Genomic DNA, 16,355 nt, shown 5'->3' on the forward strand with positions numbered 1-16,355 from the left:
TCCACGCCCTGTTGGCCGATGCAGGTGGCCGCGGGAATACATGAACGATAAGTTCCCGGCATGAACGCGCGCCTCGCTCTGCTGCACACGGTGCCTCCGGGGGTCCCGGAGAGCGAGGTGTTCCGGCTGGCGCTCGGCCACGCGGTGGGCGAGCTGGGCGCGCTCGGCGGGACCATCCACCTGCGCGGTCCGATGTCCGCGCTGCGTCTCGTCTCCTCCGTCGGACTGCCGCCCGCCCTCACCCGCGCCTGGGAGATCGTCGACCAGGAGGGGCCGCTCGCGCCGGCCCGCGCGCTCCAGCAGGGCGGCGGGGTCTGGGTGCCGGTCGACCCGGACGAGACGGACCTGACCGCGGTCGGCACCGGCCTGGTCTCCCTGCCCATGTTCAGCGGCCGGCGCAGCGTCGGCGCGCTGACCGTGCTGGCCGGCGACGCGGGCGAGCCCACGCCCGGGCACTGGGACTTCCTCCAGGACGTGCTCGCCTGGACCGAGGAACGCGTCGCCAAGGCCCCGCCGCCGTCCGGCCCCGCCCAGACGGACCTGGGCGGCGAGCGGCTGCGGCAGGCCCTGAAGGAGGTGCAGGTCGGCTCCTGGGACTGGGACATCCGGGGCGGCGACCTCATCTGGGACGAGGCCGCGCTGGAGCTGTACGGCACCCGCCCCGCCGACTTCACCGGCAAGATCGACAACTGGATGCGGATCGTCCACCCCGACGACCTGGCCCCGACCCTCGCGGCGGCCCAGCGGGCCATCCTCGACCACGGCGTCTACGAGGCCGAGTACCGCGTACGGCGCCTGGACGGTACCTGGGGCTGGACCCAGGCCCGCGGCCGGGCGACCTACGACGAGCGCGGCGAGGCGCTCAGGATGATCGGGGTCGGCTGGGAGAGCAACGAGTCGCGTACCGCCCGGGACGCCCTCAGCCGGGCCCTGCGGCACATGAGCGACGGCTTCCTCGCGGTGGACGACGAGTGGCGGATCACCTTCGCCAACCTGGAGGCCGAGCGGGTCCTCGGCTACTCCGAGGAGGAGCTGTTCGGCCTGCTGCTGTGGGACCTGTCCGCCGCCCGGCAGCTGCCCGGCCTGAAGGAGCAGTGCCTGGCGGCCGCGGCCGAGGACCGGCCCGCCGGGTTCGACGTACAGCTGCCGGACTCCGGGGAGCGCTTCCACGTACGGCTGGTGCCGGGGCCCGACGGGCGCACGCTCTACTTCCAGGACGTCACCGAGAAGCGGCGGCTCGCGGAGGAGCGGCGGGCCGCCGAACGGGCCGCGGCCGAGCGGGCGGTACGGATCGCGGAGCTGACCGCGGAGCTCGCCAAGGCGACCACCTCGCAGGACGTGGTGGACGCGGTCGCCCGCAAGGTGCTGCCGCCGTTCGCCGCCGCGGGCCTGATGATCCAGGTCGTCGAGGACGACCGGCTGCACCACGTGGGGTCCGTCGGCTACCCGGACGACTTCCTCGCCCTCGTCGAGAAGCGCCCCACCTCCGTCGACGACCCGGCCTGGGACCCCACGGACGCCGAGACACCGGTCTTCCTGTCCTCGCCGCGGGAGTTCACCGCGCGCTACCCGGACCTCGCCGAGCTGCCCGAGCGCTCCGGCAAGCAGGCCTGGGCGTTCCTGCCGCTGACGGCCTCCGGGCACACCTTCGGCGTGTGCGTCCTCTCCTTCGACCGGCCGCGCGTGCTCAACGACGAGGAGCGCGCACTGCTCAGCACCATCAGCGGCCTCGTCGCCCAGTCCTTGGAGCGGGCCCGGCTCTACGACGCCGAGCTGACCCGGTCCCGGGAACTCCAGCGCAGTCTGCTCCCGCAGGCGCTGCCCGAACTGCCCGCGTGCACGGCGGCCGCGCGCTATCTGCCGGCCGGGCAGGGCGCGGACGTGGGCGGCGACTGGTACGACATCATCCCGCTGTCCGGCGGACAGGTGGCGCTCGTGGTCGGAGACGTCATGGGGCACGGGCTGCCGGAGGCGGCCACCATGGGGCGGCTGCGCACCGCCGTGCACACCCTGGCCGACCTGGAGCTGCCGCCGGACGAGATCATGGGGCACCTCAACGACATCGTGAGCGGCATGGGCGAGGCGTCGTACGCGACCTGTCTGTACGCGCTGTACGACCCGACGACCGGGGTCTGCACCCTGTCCCGGGCCGGGCATCCGCCGCCGGCGCTGGTGCGGCCCGACGGTTCGGTCCACTTCCCGGAGCCGGACGCCGACCCGCCGCTGGGCGCGGCCAAACCGCCGTTCGAGACGGTCGAGTTGGAGGTGCCCGAGGGCAGTCTGCTCGTGCTGTACACGGACGGGCTGGTCGAGTCGGCGAAGCGGGAGATCGACGAGGGGATGGGGGAGCTGGCGCGGCTGCTGGGGGCGGCGCACGCGGACGGGACGGCCGTAGACCTTGAACGGCTGTGCGACCGGCTGACGGCCGGACTGCTGCCGACGGACCAGCAGGCGGCGGACGACGCGGCGTTCCTGGTGGCACGGCTGCACGCGCTCCCGGCGGACCGGATGGCGTCCTGGCCACTTGCCGACGACCCCCGGGCGGCCGGCCAGGCCCGCCGGCACGTCCGCGACCAGTTGTCGGCGTGGGACCTGGACGACCTGGCCCCCACGACGGAACTCCTCGTCAGCGAGCTGGTCGGCAACGTCGTCCGGCACGCCCGCGGCCCGATCCGTCTACGCCTCCTCCACACCTCGACCCTGATCTGCGAGGTCTACGACGGCAGCCAGACGATGCCCCGCATCCGCCGGGCGTCCGAGACGGACGAAGGCGGCCGCGGTCTCCAGCTCATCGCAGCCCTCACCACCTCCTGGGGCGCCCGCTTCACCCCCAAGGGCAAATGCATCTGGACAGAACAGCCCCTCCCCCTCCCGGGCCACCCCGCCCCGGAACCCACCCCACCCCCACTGAACCTGGCGGACTTCGACGAGGACTGGGAGTCGTTGCTCTGACACTCCCGCTGCTCCGTTCGGCCCAGCAGCACAGGCCGTACGGCGGGCGCGTCCCTACGGTCGCCCCATGGGTATACGCATCGCATACGCCGGAGCGCTGACAGCCCTCCTGGCCGTCGGCCCGCTCGCCGGCGTCGCACACGCTCGCGCCGACCTGGACTGCTCGGACTTCACCTATCAGGAGGACGCGCAGGCGGTGTACGACCGCGACACCTCCGACCCGAACCGGCTGGACGAAGACCAGGGGCCGGACGACGGGATCGCCTGTGAAGTGCTGCCGCGCAGAAGTGCCGCCGCCCTACCGCTGGCCACGGCCGTTCCGACGCTCGGTGTCCAGGGCGGGCTAGGGGGCAGTACCGGACCCGCCGACTTCGAGCGCGCGGCGGGCGTGGCCCTGGTCGTCGCCGGGGGCGGTCTCGTCGTCGCGTACGGCGTGCGGCGGCACCGGCTCAGGGGTCGATGAGGCCCGCCCGGATGGCGTAGCGGGTCAGCTCCAGGCGGTCTTTCATGCCCAGTTTGTGGAGGAGGTTGGCGCGGTGGCGTTCCACCGTCTTCGCGCTGATGAAGAGCAGTTCGCCGATCTCCTTCGTGGTGTGGCCCTCCGCGACCAGCTTGAGGATCTCCTCCTCGCGCTCGGTGACGGCCCGCGTGGGCAGGTCGTCACCGCGGTGGAGCCGGTCCAGGTAGGAGCGGACCAGCGCCCGCTCCGCCCCCGGGTACACGAACGGCTCGTCCCGTACGGCCGCCCGGCACGCCTCGACCAGATCCCGGTCGGCGACGGACTTGAGGACGTACCCGCTGGCCCCCGCCTTGAGCGCCTCGAAGAAGTACTGCTCGTTGTCGTACATCGTCAGGATCAGGATGTGCAGCCCGGGCAACCGCCGCGACAGCTCCCGCGCCGCCTGCAACCCGGTCATCCGGGGCATCGCCACGTCCAGGACGGCGAGGTCGACCTCAGACGCCCGCGCCATCTCGACGGCTTCCGCCCCGTCCCCGGCCTCCGCGACCACCGTGAGATCCGGCTCGCTCTCCAGGATCAGCCGCACCCCTCGTCGTACCAGAGTGTGATCATCGGCGAGCAGCACCCGCGTGGTCATCAACCCACCCCCACCGGTATCCGCAACCGCACATCCGTCCCCCGCCCGGGCCCCGCCCCCACCGAGAACGCCGCCCCTATCAGCAGCGCCCGCTCCCGCATGCCCTGTATCCCCGCCCCCTCCGCGGCCCCGCCCAGCCCCGAGCCGTTGTCCCGCACGAGCAGCTCCACGCCTCCGTCGACGGGCCGGAGCCGCACCTCCGCGTGGTCCGCCGCCGAGTGCCGTGCCGTGTTGGTGAGACCCTCCTGGGCGACCCGGTAGACGACCAGTTCCGACTCCTCGGTCAGCCGGGGCAGATCGCCGCCGACGTGATGGCGCACGGTCAGCCCGTGCGTGGTGAACTCCGTCGCGAGCGAGCGCAGCGCGCTCGGCAGCCCCAGCTCCTCCAGCACCCCGGGCCGCAGCCGGCGCGCGATCCGCCGGATCTCGTCGAGCCCCGCGCGCGTGGCCTCCTGCGCCTGCCCGACCTCCTCGCGCAGCTCTCCCGGCGCCCGGTCGGCGACCCGCTTCAGCTGCAACAGGACGGCCGTCAGCGTCTGCCCCACCTCGTCGTGCAACTCCCGCGCGATCCGGTGCCGTTCCCGCTCCTGCGCGGAGAGCGCACGGGCCGCGCCGGTCGCCCGCTCCGCCTCCAGCCGGTCCAGCATGGTGTTGTACGTCGTGATCAGCTCGGCCGTCTCGGCGGGACCGGAGACGGGGGCACGCACCCCGGGCCGCAGCAGGTCCACCGCGGCCATGGCCCCGCCCAGCCGCTTCAGCGGCGCGAGCCCGACCCGCAGCACGACCGCGTTGGCGGCCAGCAGCAACGCGAGCCCCCCGACGACGACCAGGGCCTCGTGCGGCAGCACCGGCGTCGACACGGTCACCGGCCCCAGCAGCAGCGCGGCGGCGACGACCAGCCCGAGGGCGTTGAGCGAGAAGATCCGCCAGAACAACGACACGGTCCGGCTCCCGCTCCTCTCGCACGACGTCTCCCCGGCCACCCTCTTCGGCCCCGGTCGCTCGCGTATATCCGTCACGACACCCATATCGCCACCGTACGGGGTACTGAAAGCATGCGATCGCGATCATCTGCGACCGGACGAGAAGCTTGCCGAAAAGGGGAAGAAACGTGTCTGCTCCGCGCCTGAGGGCGACGCCGCTGCCGGGAATCGGGGTCCAGTACGACCTCATCACCCGGGAGGACCGCCATCTGTCCGTGGTGGCGCACCGCGACGGTGCCCGCACGGTGAGCGTCTACCGGGCGGACGACCCCGACTCCTGCGCCCAGTCGCTGCGGCTGACCGGCTCCGAGGCGGGCGCCCTGATCGACGCGCTCAAGCCCTCCCACCACAGCGCGAGCCTGCTCTACACCTCCGACCTGGGCCTCGTCGCCGAACGCATCGAGGTGGCCGCGGGCTCCCGCTGGAACGGCCGGGTCCTCGGTGACACCCGGATGCGCACGGACACCGGCGCCTCGGTGGTGGCCGCGCTGCGGCGGGCCGAGGCGATCCCCTCCCCGGCACCGGACTTCCGGCTGGCGGGCGGTGACATCCTCATCGTCGTCGGCACCCGCGAGGGCGTCGACGCCGCCGCCGCGATCCTCGGGCGGGAGTGACAGGGTGCACTCCTCCGCGGTTCTGCTGATCGAGTTCGGTTCGATCATCCTGGGTCTGGGGCTTCTCGGCCGGTTCGCCGCCCGTTTCCGCCTCTCGCCCATCCCGCTCTACCTGCTGGCCGGCCTCGCGTTCGGCGAGGGCGGTCTGCTGCCGCTCGGCGCGAGCGAGGAGTTCGTCTCCATAGGCGCCGAGATCGGCGTGATCCTCCTGCTGCTGATGCTGGGCCTGGAGTACTCCGCCGGTGACCTGGTCACCAACCTCAAGGCGCACTACCCGTCCGGCCTGGTCGACGGCGCGCTCAACGCGCTGCCGGGCGCGGCGGCCGCGCTGCTGCTCGGCTGGGGGCCGGTGGCCGCCGTCGTCCTCGCGGGCGTCACCTGGATCTCCTCCTCCGGCGTCATCGCGAAGGTCCTCGGGGACCTCGGCCGGGTGGGCAACCGTGAGACCCCGGTCATCCTCAGCGTCCTGGTCCTGGAGGACCTGGCGATGGCGGTGTACCTGCCGATCGTGACGGCGCTGGTGGCGGGCGCCGGGCTCATGGCGGGAAGTGTCACGCTGGCGATCGCGCTGGGCGCGGCGGGGCTTGTGTTGTTCATCGCGGTTCGTTACGGACGGCTGATCTCGCGGTTCGTGTCGAGTGACGATCCGGAGAAGCTGCTGCTCGTGGTGTTGGGCCTGACGATCCTGGTCGCGGGGGTGGCACAGGAGCTTCAGGTGTCTGCCGCGGTCGGGGCGTTCCTGGTGGGGATCGCGCTGTCCGGGGACGTGGCGGAGGGGGCGCACACCCTCCTCAGCCCGCTGCGTGACCTCTTCGCCGCTGTCTTCTTCGTCTTCTTCGGGCTGCACACGGATCCGGCGAGCATTCCGCCGGTGCTGTTGCCCGCGCTGGCCTTGGCGGTCGTGACGGCCGGTACGAAGATCGCCACGGGGTACTGGGCGGCTCGGCGGGCCGGGATATCGGAGAAGGGGAGGTGGCGGACGGGGGGTGCGTTGGTGGCTCGGGGGGAGTTCTCGATCGTGATCGCGGGGCTGGCGGTTACGGCGGGGATCGAGCCGTCGTTGGGGCCGCTGGCCACGGCGTACGTCTTGATCCTGGTCATCGTCGGGCCGCTCACCGCGCGGTATACGGAGCCGGTGGCCATGCGGTTCGTGAAGCGGCGGGAGGTTTCGTCGTCGCCGGTTGCGGAGGCTCGGGCGTCTGTGCGGGGGGAATGACGGCCGTTGTCGGGTGCGGGTCCGGTGGGGGCTGGTCGCGCAGTTCCCCGCGCCCCTAAAAGGCAGGTGGGTTAGTTCCAACCCTGCCTTCGCAGTACCGCCGCCACATCCGGGGCCTCGTAGTGGTCCCCCTTCAGGACCTTGCCGTCCGCCCTCCGGCTGACCTCGCCGTCGGGGCCCAGCTTGGTCATGTTGCTGCGGTGGATCTCCGCGATCACCTCGTCCAGGTCGATGCCGTGGACGAGGGCGGTGCCGTACGCGACGTAGACGACGTCGGCGAGTTCGTGGGCGAGGCGGTCCAGGGGGCCGTCGACCGCGACCTCGGCGACCTCGGCCGCCTCCTCCGCCAGCAACCGGCCGCGCTGGGCGGCGAGTTCGGGCGACACCTCGGTGGGTGTGGTGCGGGCGTCCAGTCCGAAGGCGAGATGAAAGGCGCGGACGAGATCGACGGGTGAGGCGGTCATACGGCGACTCTAGCGACCACGTTCCCGCACGCCGGAACTCCCTGTCCCCACCCGGACTCCCCCACCCCGCTCCGGACTCCCCGAGCCGACTCCGGACTCCCGGACCGCACCCCGGACTCCCCGACCGCACCCGGAGATCCGACGACCATCTGAGGCCCGGCCATGAGCCGCAGGCCACTGAAAGTCCCGGGCGCGGGCCGCCGAAGCCCTGGGCCGCCCCAGAAGCCCAAAAGCCCGACCTCACCGAGCCGCGGGGCCACCTCACATCCCGACCCGACCTCACCATGCCGCGAGGCCGTCGCGCATCCCGACCCGACCTCACCAAGCCGCGAGGCCATCTCGTATCCCAGCCTGGCCTCGCCAAACCGCAGGGCCCCCTCGCATCCCGACCCGACCTCACCAAGCCGCGAGGCCGTCGCGCATCCCGACCCGACCCGCCAAGCCGCGGGACCGCCTCGTATCCCAGCCTGGCCTCGCCAAGCCGCGGAGCCACCTCGCGTCCCGGCTCGACCTCGCCGAGCCGCGGGGCCACCTCACATCCCAGCCTGGCCTCGCCAAACCGCAGGGCCATCTCGCATCCCGACCCGACCTTGCCAAACCGCAGGGCCGCCTAACATCCCGACCCGACCTCGCCGAGCCCGGCACCCGCCCGCCACACCGGCCCGCACCCGCCTCCGGCCGCCACGCCTTCGACACCCCAGCCCCTGACCCTCCCCCCGTCCTGGTCAGCACCCGCCTCAGGCCGCTACCCCTTCGACATCCCGGCCCTGAACCCCCCGTCCTGGTCAGCACCCCGCAGGGCCTGGCAGGATCGCCCGCATGTCCAAGTCGTTCCCCCGCATCGGCCGCCGCCACGCGCTCCGGGCCGCGGCCGCCGGGCTCGTGGCCCTCGGCCTGCTGCTGTGGTGGCTGCTGCCCCTCGGCGAGGATCCCCCGAGCGGCACGATCACCATCAGTACGGGAACCAAGGCCGGCGTCTACCAGCGGTACGGCGAGCTCCTGCGGGACGCGCTCCGCGAGGACATGCCCGACCTGACGGTGGACCTCCAGACCAGCGCGGGCTCGCAGGAGAACGTCAAGCGCGTGGCCACGGGCGGGACCGACTTCGCGATCGCCGCCGCGGACGCCGTCGAGACGTACGAGCAGCGCGGCGGGACCGGCGCGGACAAGCTGCGCGGGGTCGCCCGCCTCTACGACGACTACGTGCAGATCGTCGTCCCGGCGGACTCGGACATCCGCTCCGTGGCGGACCTCAAGGGCAAGCGGGTCTCCATCGGCCCCGTCAACTCCGGCGTACGGCTGATAGCGGAGCGTGTCCTCAGGGCCGCCGGCCTCGATCCGGCCAAGGACATCGTGCCGCGCGCGGAGGGCATCGACACCGGACCCCGGCTGCTCGGACACGGACTGGACGCGTTCTTCTGGTCGGGCGGCCTGCCGACGGACGGGCTGAGCCTGCTCGCCGAACGGTCCACCTTCCGGTTCGTGCCGATCCCCGCCTCCCTCGTGGCGAAGCTGCACGCGGACGGCACGGCGAGCCGCTACTACCGCGCGACCAACATGCCGGCCTCGGCCTATCCGACCGTCCAGAACGGCAAGGCGGTGGCCACGATGGCGGTCTCCAACCTCCTGGTGACCCGCGAGGACATGGACCCCCGGCTCACCGAGTGGCTCACCCGTACGGTCATCAAGAGCCGCGACGTCATCGGCCGCCACGTCCACTCCGCCCAGCTGGTCGACGTCCGCACGGCGATCTACACCGACCCCCTGCCCCTCCACACCGGCGCCCGCCGCTACTACCGCTCGGTCAAGCCGTAACGGAACCGCCGGAGCCTCTCGGGCACGCCGTCACATCCTCTCGTCGGCACCCGATTGCCGGCACCCGACTTGGCGGCACTCGACGCCCCGCACCCACCCAGTCCGCGACGCCCCCACCCACGGCACCCCTCACCCCGTCGGCCGGCTCCTCGGTACCGCCACCGTCACCTTCAGTCCGTGCGGTTCGTGGTGGTCGTACGAGATCGTGCCGCCGCCCGCCGCGAGGAGCGCGCGGGAGATGGACAGGCCGAGGCCGGAGCCCTTGACGTTCTGGTGCCGGCCGCTGCGCCAGAAGCGGTCGCCGACGCGGGCGAGTTCCTCGTCGCTGAGGCCGGGGCCCAGGTCGGTGACCACGACCGTGGAGGTGTCGCCGTCGGCGGCCACCGTGACCTCCACGGTGCCGTCCTCGGGCGTGAACTTCACCGCGTTGTCGATCACCGCGTCCAGCGCGCTGGAGAGGGTGACCGGGTCGGCCCAGGCGGTGGTCGGCGGACAACTCCCCACCAGCCGTACCCCCTTGGCCTCCGCGGTCGGCGCCCAGGCCGCGACCCGCTCCGCGGTGAGCTCTCCGATGTCGGTGGTCCTCAGATGCGCCTCGGTGTGCTCGGCCAGCGCGAGGTCGAGCAGGTCGTCGAGGACCTGGGCCAGCCGCTTGCCCTCGGCCTGCACGGAGGCGATCTCCTTGTTGCCCTCCGGGAGTTCGAAGGCGAGCAACTCGATGCGCAGCAGCAGCGCGGCGAGCGGGTTGCGCAACTGGTGCGAGGCGTCGGCCACGAAGGCGCGCTGCTGCTCCAACACGTCCTCGACGTTGTCCGCCATCTCGTTGAACGACCGCGCCAGGCGCCGGAGTTCGGGCGGCCCGCCGGCGGCGGCCACGCGGGACTTGAGCCGTCCGGTGGCGATGTCGTGGGTGGTGGCGTCGAGGACCCGTACGGGTCTGAGGACCCAGCCGGTCAGCCGCAGCGCGGCGCCGACGGCCAGCAGCATGGCGGCGAGTTCGCCCACGAAGACGACCACCCAGTCGTGCAGGATCCGCGAACGCATGGGCTCGGTGGGCGAGTCGGTGACGACCACCGCGACGACGTCGCCGTCCCGGATCACCGGCGAGGCGACCACCAGACGGCCGCGCTGCCAGGGCCACACCTGCTTGGGGTCCTGGCTGCGCCGGCTGAGCAGCGCCTCCTCGAACGCGTCACGCACCTCGCCCTCCGGGGGGAGGAACCACGGGCTCGGTGCCGTGGCCATGGGTACGTCACCGTCGTAGAAGACACCGACACGAATGCCGTAGACCTTGTAGTAGCTGGTGAGTTCACTCTCCAGTGTCTCCAGCCGCTCGTCCGAGTCGTCGGTGACGAACTGGGCGAGCGCCGCGAAGTGGGCCGTGTCGTCGATCCGGTCGACGACCACCTTCTGCTGCTGGGCGGAGGCCACACCGATGGCCAGCGGGATCCCGAGGGCCAGCAGCACGGCCGCCATCAGCACGATCAGCAGCGGCAACAGACGTGTACGCACGACCCCGCCTACACCCGCCCCGCCGGTCCACGCCGGAGCCCGGCCACCTGGGCCGCCTCCCCGCTCACGCCGTCGGCGCGACGAGCCGGTAGCCCACGCCCCGGACCGTCTCGATCAGGGCCGGCATCCGGAGTTTCGCGCGGAGCGAGGCCACGTGGACCTCCAGGGTGCGGCCGGTGCCCTCCCAGCTGGTGCGCCAGACCTCGCTGATGATCTGCTCGCGCCGGAAGACCACCCCGGGCCGCTGCGCGAGCAGGGCGAGCAGGTCGAACTCCTTGCGGGTCAGCTGAACGGCCGTACCGTCCACGGTGACCTGACGGGTCGGCAGCTCGATGCGCACACCGCCGAGCACCAGCGCGCTGTCCCCGCCGTCCGGCACGTCCTCGTGCGCGGTGCGCCGACTGACGGCGTGGATCCGGGCGAGCAGCTCCCCGGTGTCGTACGGCTTGACCACGTAGTCGTCGGCCCCGAGGTTGAGCCCGTGGATGCGCGAGCGCACGTCGGAGCGGGCGGTGACCATGATCACCGGCGTGCTGGTGCGCTTGCGGATCTTGCCGCACACCTCGTAGCCGTCCTGGTCGGGCAGGCCGAGGTCCAGCAGCACGACCCCGAAGCCGTTGCCCTCCGGGACGAGCGCCTGGAGCGCCTCCTCGCCGCTGCGGGCGTGCGTGACGTCGAAACCGTGCCGGGCGAGCACCGCGGACAGGGCCGCGGCCACGTGGTTGTCGTCCTCGACGAGGAGAAGTCTCACCCGGGCCCCCTTCGGATCGTCGGACGTCTCATCCGTGCAGTCACGCCGATGGAGGAGGACGACGTCAAGCAGCTTCCGGTTGCGCCGCGGTTCCGTTACCCGGCCGATATGCGCACTGGTCGCAACTGCTACAACACGTGTCCGATTGCTATCGGATCGTGATGCTCAGATTCCCCTCAGATGTAATGACGCAGGTCGCACGGTGTCACTAAGGTCCTCCGAAACCGAGGAGGACGGAGCCCGATAGCGATGACCGAAGTATCGGTGACCAAGGAAGACATGGTCGCGGCCGACGAGCTGGTCGTCCTGAAGAGCGTCAACAAGCACTTCGGCGCGTTGCACGTACTCCAGGACATCGACCTGACGATCGCCCGCGGCGAGGTCGTCGTGGTCATCGGACCCTCCGGGTCCGGGAAGTCCACCCTGTGCCGCACCATCAACCGTCTGGAGACGATCGACAACGGTTCGATCACCATCGACGGCAAGCCGCTGCCCGCCGAGGGCAAGGAGCTGGCCCGGCTGCGCGCCGACGTGGGCATGGTCTTCCAGTCCTTCAACCTCTTCGCGCACAAGACCGTGCTCGAGAACGTGATGCTGGGTCAGATCAAGGTCCGCAAGGCCGACAAGGCCAAGGCCGAGGAGAAGGCGCGCGCCCTGCTCGACCGGGTCGGCGTCGCCACCCAGGCGGACAAGTACCCCGCCCAGCTCTCCGGCGGCCAGCAGCAGCGGGTCGCGATCGCGCGGGCGCTGGCCATGGACCCGAAGGTCATGCTCTTCGACGAGCCCACGTCGGCGCTCGACCCCGAGATGATCAACGAGGTGCTGGAGGTCATGCAGCAGCTCGCCCGTGATGGAATGACCATGATCGTCGTCACACACGAAATGGGCTTCGCACGATCGGCCGCAAACCGCGTGGTGTTCATGGCGGACGGCCGGATCGTCGAACAGGCTGCGCCAGAGCAGTTCTTCAGCAATCCGCGCAGCGATCGTGCCAAGGACTTCCTGTCGAAGATCCTGCACCACTGACGATCTCCCGGGAGCGCCGGGTGTGCTCCCGCACGGCTCGCGTCTGTTCACCACACAAAGGATGTTCACCATGAAGCTCCGCAAGGTCACCGCCGCCTCGGCCGCCGTCCTCGCCCTCGCCCTGTCCGCGACCGCCTGCGGCGGCGACAGCAAGGACGACGCGAGCTCGAGCTCCAGCGGCGGCGGTGGCGGCACCATCAAGGTCGGTATCAAGTTCGACCAGCCCGGTCTCGGCCTGAAGGAGCCCAACGGTTCCTTCGCCGGCTTCGACGTGGACGTGGCGACCTACGTGGCCAAGCAGCTCGGCTACGAGCCGAACCAGATCGAGTTCGTCGAGACCAAGTCCGCCGACCGTGAGAACGCGCTGGCCCGTGGCGACGTCAAGTTCATCGCGGCCACCTACTCGATCAACGACGAGCGCAAGAAGAAGGTCGACTTCGCCGGCCCCTACCTGCTCGCCCACCAGGACCTGCTGGTGAAGTCGGACTCCGACATCAAGGAGGGCACCGACCTCAACGGCAAGAACCTCTGCTCGGTGACCGGCTCCACCTCGGCGCAGAACGTCAAGAACGACATCGCCCCGAAGGCCAACCTCAAGGAGTACGGCGGCTACTCGGAGTGCATCGCCGCCCTCCAGAGCGGTGTCGTGGACGCGGTCACCACCGACGACTCGATCCTCGCGGGCTTCGCCTCGCAGTCGCAGTACAAGGGCAAGTTCAAGCTCGCCGGCCTCAAGCTGAGCAACGAGAACTACGGCATCGGCGTCAAGAAGGGCGACACGGCGACGGTCGACAAGATCAACGCCGCCCTGGAGAAGATGGTCAGCGACGGCTCCTGGCAGAAGGCGGTCGACAAGAACCTCGGCCCGGCCGACTACAAGAACGAGCCCGCGCCGAAGATCGGCAACATCGTCAAGTAACGCGACGGTCCACCGGCGTGCCGCCGTCCACCGCGATCGAGGCGGCGGCGCGCCGCGCTGCCCACGTACGCCACCCACCCGGAAGCGCGGGAGATCGTGTTCGACTTTCTTTCAGACTATGACAATCCGAGCCTGTTGGGCGCCTTCTGGATGACGGTGAAGCTCACCTTCTTCTCCGGCGTCGGCTCCCTGGTCTGGGGCACCCTCCTGGCCGCGATGCGGGTCAGCCCGGTCCCGCTCATGCGGGGCTTCGGCACGGCCTACGTGAACATCGTCCGGAACATCCCCCTCACCGTCATCATCCTGTTCTGCTCGCTGGGTCTCGCGGACATCTTCCGCGTGACGATGGGCGCCGACGACTTCAAGGTCCAGGGTTTCCGGCTGGCGATCCTCGGCTTCGTCGCCTACACCGCGGCCTTCGTCTGCGAGGCGCTGCGCTCGGGCATCAACACGGTGCCGATGGGCCAGGCGGAAGCGGCGCGCGCCATCGGCCTGAACTTCACCCAGACCCTGCGCCTGATCGTGCTGCCGCAGGCGTTCCGCGCGGTCATCGGCCCGCTGGCCAACGTCCTGATCGCGCTCACGAAGAACACCACGGTGGCCGCCGCGATCGGCGTCGCCGAGGCCGCGTACCTGATGAAGGAAATGATCGAGAACGAGGCTCAGACGCTGCTCATCGGCGCGGTCTTCGCCTTCGGTTTCGTGGTACTGACCCTGCCCACCGGCCTCTTCCTCGGCTGGCTGAGCAAGCGACTGGCGGTGAAGCGATGAGTTCGGTCCTCTACGACACCCCGGGCCCCCGTGCCAAACGGCGCAACGTGGTCCTCTCGGTGGTCTTCGTCGTCCTGCTCGCCGCGCTGGTGTGGTGGGTCTGGACGGTCCTGGACGACAAGGGCCAGCTGGAATGGGCCCTGTGGAAGCCGTTCACCCAGTCGGAGGCATGGACGACCTACCTGCTGCCGGGCCTCGGCGAGACCCTCAAGGCGGCGGCGCTCGCCATGGTGATCGGCCTTCCGCTCGGCGCGGTCTTCGGCATCGCCCGCCTCTCCGACCACCGCTGGGTGCGGGGCGTGGCCGGCACGGTGGTCGAGTTCTTCCGCGCCATCCCGGTGCTGCTGCTGATGCTGTTCGCCAACGAGGTCTACGCCCGCTCCACGGACGTCGGCACCGAGAGCCGGCCGCTCTACGCGGTCGTCACCGGCCTGGTGCTCTACAACGCGGCCGTCCTCGCCGAGGTCGTCCGGGCCGGCATCCTCGCGCTGCCCAAGGGGCAGACGGAGGCGGCCCAGGCGGTCGGGCTGCGCAAGGGCCAGACGATGACCCTCATCCTGCTGCCGCAGGCGGTGACCGCGATGCTGCCGGCCATCGTCAGCCAGCTCGTCGTCATCGTGAAGGACACCGCGCTCGGCGGTGTGATGATCGGCTTCACCGAGCTGCTCAGCGAGCGCGCGACCCTGGCGGCGAACTACGCCAACGTCATCCAGAGCTTCGTCGTCGTGGCGATCATCTACATCGTCGTCAACTTCATCCTCACGAGCTTCGCGAGCTGGCTGGAGAAGCGGCTGCGGCGGAGCAAGAAGAGCACGGGGGCGGTGCTCGGCGCGACCGACATGGAGGAGATGAACCCGGCGGCGGTGGGCGGCACCTTCGGCACGGGCGCCGGCGGCACCATCTGATGAGCAGTCAATTGGCCTGAACGGCTTGCTCGTACGACTCGGAGGCAGTGGCATGATCGCCACTGCCTCCGTCACTTGACGCAAACACCGGCAATGGGTTGCATACGTTCTGTGATCGTGCACCCTGCTCCAACCTCCTGTTCACATATGTCCCTCGGGACTCCACCGCGAGCGGGGAGCGCCGCGCCGTGGACCCTGTGATCATCGTCGGGGCGGGGCCCGTCGGGCTCACGCTCGCCCTCGCCCTGGCCCGCCAGGAGGTCCCCTCCGTGGTCCTCGACGAGGGCCCCGGCAAGGACGAACCCCGCCTCGCCCGCACGGCCGTCCTGCACCCGGACACGGCCGCCCTCGTGGCCCGTCTGACCGGGACGCCCCTCGACGACCTGGGCGTCCACTGGACCGGCTGGCGCTCGATGCGGCGCAAGCAGGTGATGCGCGAGGTGGACTTCGAGGGGGCCGGTGTCGATTCAGGTGCCGGGGGCTTCGGCTCGGAGGGCACCGGTGATCTCGAGGTGGCCGGCCGCGCGCCGCTGCACCTCGCCCAGCACGTCCTGACCGGCGCGCTGCGGGCCGCCCTCGCCGAGGAACGGCTGGTCAAGGTCGCCACCGACAGCAGACTCGACTCGATCGAGCAGGAGCCCTCCGGCGTCACCGCCCACACCCGTGGCCCCAAGGGCACGTGGTGGCGCGGCAGTTACCTGATCGGCTGCGACGGCCCCCGCTCCACCGTCCGCAAGCTCCAGGACATCCGCTTCCCCGGCCGTACGGCGGTGGAGCGCCACGCGGTCGCCGCCCTGCGCACCGAACTCCCCTGGGAGGGACGCGCGTTGCTGCACCGGATGCCCCCGTGGCGCACGAGCGGCGCCTCGGCCGGCGAGGTCACCGCGCGCCCCCTCCCGGACGGCGTGTGGCGCCTGGACTGGCTGCTGCCCCCGGGCAAGGACCTGGTCACGCCCGAGCTGCTGATCGCCCGCGTCCGCGAGACCCTCACCGGCTGGACGGGCGGCTCCGCGCCGTCGTACGACCTCCTCGACACCGGTGTGCACACCGTGCACCACCGGCTGGCCCGCCGTTGGCGTGCGGGCCGCGTCCTGCTCGCCGGGGACGCGGCGCACCTGCTCGGGGCGCTCGGCACCCAGGGGCTCGACGAGGGCCTCAGGGACGCCGACAACCTCGCCTGGAAGCTGGCCCTGGCCTGGCACCACGGCCCGCACGAGGCGCTGCTCGACAGCTACCCACCCTCTGGATCAACCAGGGCATGTTCACCGACGCCGGCATGCAGGAGGGCTGGACCTCCCAGGACTTCGCCGCGGTCGCCAAGCAGGCCACC

At 71.2% G+C, this 16,355-nt stretch carries 15 protein-coding genes; 10 read left to right on the plus strand and 5 right to left on the minus strand.

Going from position 1 to position 16,355, the window contains the following annotated elements; translation table 11 throughout:
• Positions 1–60 precede the first annotated feature (60 nt).
• Together ABZ896_RS24940 and ABZ896_RS24945 are read left to right on the plus strand one after the other, a co-directional pair.
• Entirely contained in the window at positions 61–2,952 is a 2,892-nt protein-coding gene (locus ABZ896_RS24940; RefSeq protein WP_360933118.1) for a SpoIIE family protein phosphatase, read from the plus strand.
• A gap of 67 nt (positions 2,953–3,019) precedes the next feature.
• Positions 3,020–3,415, plus strand: coding sequence for a hypothetical protein (locus ABZ896_RS24945; protein WP_360933121.1), 396 nt, complete (start codon positions 3,020–3,022; stop codon positions 3,413–3,415).
• Here the strand turns inward: ABZ896_RS24945 and ABZ896_RS24950 are convergent.
• Positions 3,402–4,049 (minus strand): response regulator transcription factor, encoded by a 648-nt coding sequence (locus ABZ896_RS24950; RefSeq protein ID WP_360933124.1) that lies wholly within the window; start codon positions 4,047–4,049, stop codon positions 3,402–3,404. The two genes, ABZ896_RS24945 and ABZ896_RS24950, sit on opposite strands and share 14 nt — an antisense overlap.
• A complete protein-coding gene (locus tag ABZ896_RS24955; protein WP_360933127.1) occupies positions 4,049–4,990 on the minus strand; it encodes a HAMP domain-containing sensor histidine kinase in 942 nt (313 codons plus the stop codon). Before ABZ896_RS24955 ends, ABZ896_RS24950 begins: the two co-directional genes overlap by 1 nt.
• Positions 4,991–5,160: 170 nt before the next feature.
• Here ABZ896_RS24955 and ABZ896_RS24960 point away from each other — a divergent pair, with 170 nt between their 5' ends.
• Together ABZ896_RS24960 and ABZ896_RS24965 are read left to right on the plus strand one after the other, a co-directional pair.
• Complete coding sequence (locus ABZ896_RS24960) at positions 5,161–5,646, plus strand: TrkA C-terminal domain-containing protein (RefSeq protein WP_360933130.1); 486 nt, start codon at positions 5,161–5,163, stop codon at positions 5,644–5,646.
• A gap of 4 nt (positions 5,647–5,650) precedes the next feature.
• Positions 5,651–6,862 carry a cation:proton antiporter gene (locus ABZ896_RS24965; RefSeq protein ID WP_360933133.1) on the plus strand — a complete coding sequence of 404 codons (1,212 nt, stop codon included), beginning with the start codon at positions 5,651–5,653 and terminating at the stop codon, positions 6,860–6,862.
• Positions 6,863–6,933: 71 nt separating this feature from the next.
• On the opposite strand, the gene ABZ896_RS24970 is transcribed toward ABZ896_RS24965, so the two are convergent.
• Positions 6,934–7,326, minus strand: a complete 393-nt coding sequence (locus ABZ896_RS24970; RefSeq protein WP_360933135.1) for a MazG nucleotide pyrophosphohydrolase domain-containing protein — start codon at positions 7,324–7,326, stop codon at positions 6,934–6,936.
• A gap of 819 nt (positions 7,327–8,145) precedes the next feature.
• Between ABZ896_RS24970 and ABZ896_RS24975 the strand changes: the two genes are divergently transcribed.
• Positions 8,146–9,141: a TAXI family TRAP transporter solute-binding subunit gene (locus ABZ896_RS24975; protein WP_360933138.1), complete on the plus strand. Its 996-nt coding sequence runs from the start codon at positions 8,146–8,148 to the stop codon at positions 9,139–9,141.
• Positions 9,142–9,270: 129 nt separating this feature from the next.
• Here ABZ896_RS24975 and ABZ896_RS24980 read toward each other — a convergent pair whose 3' ends face one another.
• Positions 9,271–10,653 (minus strand): HAMP domain-containing sensor histidine kinase, encoded by a 1,383-nt coding sequence (locus ABZ896_RS24980; protein WP_360933141.1) that lies wholly within the window; start codon positions 10,651–10,653, stop codon positions 9,271–9,273.
• A gap of 64 nt (positions 10,654–10,717) precedes the next feature.
• Positions 10,718–11,404, minus strand: a complete 687-nt coding sequence (locus tag ABZ896_RS24985) for a response regulator transcription factor (RefSeq protein WP_360933144.1) — start codon at positions 11,402–11,404, stop codon at positions 10,718–10,720.
• 249 nt (positions 11,405–11,653) lie between these two features.
• Between ABZ896_RS24985 and ABZ896_RS24990 the strand changes: the two genes are divergently transcribed.
• From ABZ896_RS24990 to ABZ896_RS25010, 5 genes are all read left to right on the plus strand, one after another.
• Complete coding sequence (locus ABZ896_RS24990; RefSeq protein WP_360933147.1) at positions 11,654–12,430, plus strand: amino acid ABC transporter ATP-binding protein; 777 nt, start codon at positions 11,654–11,656, stop codon at positions 12,428–12,430.
• 70 nt (positions 12,431–12,500) lie between these two features.
• Complete coding sequence (locus tag ABZ896_RS24995; RefSeq protein WP_360933149.1) at positions 12,501–13,349, plus strand: glutamate ABC transporter substrate-binding protein; 849 nt, start codon at positions 12,501–12,503, stop codon at positions 13,347–13,349.
• 96 nt (positions 13,350–13,445) lie between these two features.
• The gene (locus tag ABZ896_RS25000; protein ID WP_360933152.1) at positions 13,446–14,120 is read left to right on the plus strand and encodes an amino acid ABC transporter permease; all 675 of its coding nucleotides are present in this window, start codon (positions 13,446–13,448) and stop codon (positions 14,118–14,120) included.
• The gene (locus ABZ896_RS25005) at positions 14,117–15,025 is read left to right on the plus strand and encodes an amino acid ABC transporter permease (protein ID WP_360933155.1); all 909 of its coding nucleotides are present in this window, start codon (positions 14,117–14,119) and stop codon (positions 15,023–15,025) included. Before ABZ896_RS25000 ends, ABZ896_RS25005 begins: the two co-directional genes overlap by 4 nt.
• 188 nt (positions 15,026–15,213) lie before the next feature.
• Positions 15,214–16,355, plus strand: a 1,142-nt coding sequence (locus tag ABZ896_RS25010; RefSeq protein ID WP_360933158.1) for an FAD-dependent monooxygenase, incomplete at its 3' end; no start/stop codon positions are given.

Source organism: Streptomyces sp. NPDC047072 (genome assembly GCF_040643855.1).
Lineage (GTDB): Bacteria > Actinomycetota > Actinomycetes > Streptomycetales > Streptomycetaceae > Streptomyces.